Here is a 4040-nt window from a genome sequence, read left to right as displayed (position 1 = left end):
CACTCACCCTGGGTATTTTCCGGTCAGTTGGTTGCGCTGAGCGCAACGAACTGACCGGAAAATGCGTAACTGATGTGCCTGGTGGTGCTGGTGAGGCGAATTTTCACGCCTACGAGGCGTCCCCTGAAGGAAAAGTAGAGCTACGCGGAAATCGCCAGGCCTGGGAGTTACGGTTGACACCCATCAGTGTGCGATCACCGCGGCGAACGTGCGCACACACTGCGGAGTTTTCGCTGATTCGCGCAGTGGGTCACACCCGACGCGGTGACTGCACAGTCGCATGAGCGCACGCCGCGCCGCAGCGGCGTCAACAGCAAACTGTCAAACTCTAGGGTCAGAATGGACAGCCTGCGGCGGTTTGCTAGATTCTCGACACGAGCATCAAAATCTAGCAAAGGACACTCCGTGCCAGCAGTCGCCCTCACACGTCATGCTCGCGCCCGAAATGTCACTCTCAGCAATCTCCTGATGTCAGCTCCCGTACCACTCGGTGTGACCGATGGCTTTGTCGATGCGGGTTTCATCAACGGTGCTCTGCAAACTATCTCGTTAGCTACGGTTGTCTCGTTCAACTGTCGGATGTGTGACTCCGGACGAGGATTCCGGCGACAAGACAAGTCGGCGTCATGATGGGCGGGTCGTTCTGTATGAATCTGCTGGTTACGGGTGGTGCGGGGTTTATCGGCGCCAATTTCGTGCACCAGGCGGTGGCTGAGCATTCCGTGACGGTGCTGGATGCCCTGACGTATGCCGGCAGCCGTGAGTCGCTGGCGCCGGTGGAAGACGATATCCGGCTGGTGCAGGGTGATGTCACCGACGCGGATTTGGTGACCAAGCTGGTTGCCGAGGCCGATGCCGTCGTGCACTTTGCCGCCGAAACCCACGTCGACAATGCGCTGGCCGACCCCGAGCCGTTCCTGCGCTCCAACGTGATCGGCACTTTCACGATCCTGGAGGCGGTGCGTCGGCATGGCGTGCGGCTGCATCACGTGTCGACCGACGAGGTGTATGGCGATCTGGAGTTGGACAGCCCGCAGCGGTTCACCGAGTCCACCCCGTATAACCCGTCCAGCCCGTATTCGTCGACCAAGGCCGCCGCCGACATGTTGGTGCGGGCGTGGGTGCGTTCCTACGGGGTGCGCGCGACGATCTCCAACTGTTCCAACAACTATGGGCCCTATCAGCATGTGGAGAAGTTCATCCCGCGCCAGATCACCAACATCCTGACCGGGCGGCGGCCCAAGCTGTACGGCAGCGGCGCCAATGTGCGCGACTGGATCCACGTCGAGGACCACAATGGGGCGGTGTGGCGCATCCTGGCCGACGGGCAGCTCGGGCGGACGTATCTGATTGGCGCCGCGGGGGAGCGCGACAACCTGTCGGTGATGCGCACGATTCTGGTGCTGATGGGCCGTGATCCCGACGATTTCGACCATGTCGTCGACCGTGCGGGCCATGACCTGCGCTACGCGATTGATCCGTCGCCGTTGTGTGCCGAATTGGGCTGGGCGCCAAAGCACACCGACTTCGAAGCGGGTTTGCACGACACCATCGACTGGTACCGCGACAACCAATCTTGGTGGGGCCCACTGAAAGACGCCGTGGAAGCCGTGTACCAGGAGCGCGGCCAATGAATACCCGTATGCGAGGCATCATTCTCGCTGGCGGATCGGGTACCCGGTTGTATCCGATCACCATGGGCGTCAGCAAACAACTGCTACCCGTCTACGACAAACCGCTGATCTACTATCCACTGTCGACACTGATGATGGCGGGCATCCGGGACATCCTGCTGATCAGCACCGAGCATGACGCGCCAGCTTTCCAACGGCTGCTGGGCGACGGCTCCGCATTTGGTGTCAGCATCAGCTATGTGGTGCAGGATCGGCCCGAGGGACTGGCGCAGGCATTTGTCTTGGGCGCCGACCACATTGGCACTGGCTCGGTGGCATTGGTGTTGGGAGACAACATTTTCTACGGCCCAGGGTTGGGCACCAGCCTGCGCCGGTTCGAAAATGTCAGTGGTGGGGCAATTTTCGCCTATTGGGTGGCCGATCCGTCGGCGTACGGAGTGGTGGAATTCGGCGCCGACGGCACCGCGTTGTCGCTCGAGGAGAAACCCGCGACACCGAAATCCCATTACGCGGTGCCGGGGCTCTATTTCTACGACAGCGACGTGGTGGACATCGCCCGCACGCTGAAGAAGTCCGCTCGCGGCGAGTACGAGATCACCGAGATCAACCAGATCTATCTCAACCAAGGTCGACTGAGCGTCGAGGTGCTGGCCCGCGGTACCGCGTGGCTGGACACCGGCACCTTCGACTCGCTGCTGGACGCCGGCGATTACGTCCGTACGATCGAACGCCGGCAGGGGCTGAAGATCAGCATTCCCGAGGAGGTCGGCTGGCGGATGGGCTTCATCGACGACGACCAGCTCGCGCAGCGTGCCCACGCCCTGCTCAAGTCCGGTTATGGCGGCTATCTGCTCGACCTACTCGAAGGTCGCTAGCCAGCCACGGCGATTGGGCTTTCCCTATTCGAACCGGTCCCCTACATTGGGTTGGTAACCAGCCGCGATACATCCCGGAGGCCAGTTCGATGGCGGTAACCGGATGGGTTCGATAATCGCCGTCGTCGCCACGGTCGCAGCACTGGCAATTTGGCGGCTGCGCTTGCGGCGTCACCCCGGTTGGGCGAGCAGCGAAGACGCTCGCTTCCACATCTCCGCGGGTACCTGGACCGTGCTCATCGCGTTGTACTGGTACTTGCAATCGCAAGACGACCCGCACTGGGTGTGGGCCATCTGGCCGGTCCTCGCGTTCATCGCGGTACTGCTCCTTGTGCGCGGCATCGACGAGTTGGACGCCATGTCCGATCGATTCGTCGCAATCCCGCCGCCAGCGGATCCAAAGGATGCCCCTGGGCGTTACGCCGACAGGCTGATGTCACACCGTGCCCAACGTTAACGGCGCGTGCCCGTAGCGCTTCCGCAATGCGGGCACGAGGTTCGTGCGGCTGATGTCGCCGTCGTAGTGCGCCAGAACACACGGATCCATCACACGGCGCCAGAGCCGCGGCACCAATGCCAACAGCACCATCGATGCGTAGCCCGCGGGCAACTGAGGCGCCTCGTCCATGCTCCGCAGCAGCTGGTAACGACGACTGGGGTGGGCATGGTGATCACTGTGTCGCTGCAGGTGAAACAACCCCAGGTTGGTTATTAGACGGTCACTGTTCCAGGCATGCTTCGGCGAACACCGCTCGTAACGTCCGGTGGGAAGTCGTTGTCGCAGTAAACCGTAATGTTCGATGTAGTTGATCGCCTCGAGCAGGCTGACGCCAATTATCGCCTGCAGCAACAGGTATGGTGCGATTCGCCACCCAAATGCCGTCATGAGGACGCCGTGCAACACCAGGCTGAGCGACCACGCCCGAATCAACTCGTTGTGAATGCCGAGCCAGCATCGGCCGGACCGGCGCAGGCGAGCATGCTCGGCCTTCAGCGCGAACAGCAACCCGCCGACTGAGCTACGTGGCAGAAAGAACCAATACGACTCGCCGAACCGCGCGCTCACCGCATCTTCAGGTGTCGCGACATGGACGTGATGTCCTCGGGAATGCTCCACGCAGAAATGGCCATAACATGGCTGCGCGAGTGCGACTTTCGACAACCATCGCTCGAGGCGCTCGATGCGGTGCCCGAGCTCGTGGGCGACATTGATACCGATACCACCCGTGATGCCGACGGTGATCGCTAGTCCAACCTTGTCCATCAGACTCAGCGCCGGTTGTGTCCACAGGTAGCAGGCGACTATCAAGCCAGCGAGATTGACCGGCAAATAGAGATACGTACACCAGCGGTAGTAGCGGTCCCGCGACAGCCGTTCCACCTCTGCGTCGGACGGGTTATCGCACCGGTCGCCCACACACACGTCGACAATCGGTACGACGACGAACAGCACGATCGGGCCACTCCACCAAAACACGGGCGATCCGGTATGGGAGCATGTCCCGAGTCTCGTGGAACTTGGGTGACGGTC

4 protein-coding genes are annotated in these 4040 nt (G+C 61.5%); 3 read left to right on the top strand and 1 reads right to left on the bottom strand.

The features are described 5' to 3' along the window. Window positions 1–647 precede the first annotated feature (647 nt). The 3 genes from rfbB (at window position 648) to CWS39_RS27920 (ending at window position 2966) form a co-directional block, all read left to right on the top strand. The gene (rfbB, locus tag CWS39_RS27930; RefSeq protein WP_102146070.1) at window positions 648–1634 is read left to right on the top strand and encodes a dTDP-glucose 4,6-dehydratase; all 987 of its coding nucleotides are present in this window, start codon (window positions 648–650) and stop codon (window positions 1632–1634) included. An 8-nt stretch (window positions 1635–1642) separates the two neighbouring features. Beyond that, window positions 1643–2509: a glucose-1-phosphate thymidylyltransferase RfbA gene (rfbA, locus tag CWS39_RS27925; protein ID WP_102146069.1), complete on the top strand. Its 867-nt coding sequence runs from the start codon at window positions 1643–1645 to the stop codon at window positions 2507–2509. 103 nt (window positions 2510–2612) lie between these two features. Beyond that, on the top strand, window positions 2613–2966 hold the full coding sequence (locus CWS39_RS27920; protein ID WP_102146068.1) for a hypothetical protein: 354 nt from the start codon (window positions 2613–2615) through the stop codon (window positions 2964–2966). Here CWS39_RS27920 and CWS39_RS27915 read toward each other — a convergent pair. After that, a complete protein-coding gene (locus CWS39_RS27915) occupies window positions 2946–3962 on the bottom strand; it encodes an alkane 1-monooxygenase (RefSeq protein ID WP_306768857.1) in 1017 nt (338 codons plus the stop codon). The genes CWS39_RS27920 and CWS39_RS27915 overlap by 21 nt on opposite strands. Between the last annotated feature and the right edge of the window lie 78 nt (window positions 3963–4040).

The organism is Mycobacterium hubeiense (assembly GCF_002838065.1).
Taxonomy (GTDB): domain Bacteria; phylum Actinomycetota; class Actinomycetes; order Mycobacteriales; family Mycobacteriaceae; genus Mycobacterium; species Mycobacterium hubeiense.
The sequence above is the reverse complement of the archived record's forward strand: the minus strand, read 5'-3'. Positions and strand labels throughout refer to the sequence as shown.

Excerpts from the sequence above, each read along its gene's own strand:
- CWS39_RS27920 (WP_102146068.1), top strand. The coding sequence starts at position 2,613 with ATGGGTTCGATAATCGCCGTCGTCGCCACGGTCGCAGCACTGGCAATT.
- rfbA (WP_102146069.1), top strand. The coding sequence starts at position 1,643 with ATGCGAGGCATCATTCTCGCTGGCGGATCGGGTACCCGGTTGTATCCG.
- rfbB (WP_102146070.1), top strand. The coding sequence starts at position 648 with ATGAATCTGCTGGTTACGGGTGGTGCGGGGTTTATCGGCGCCAATTTC.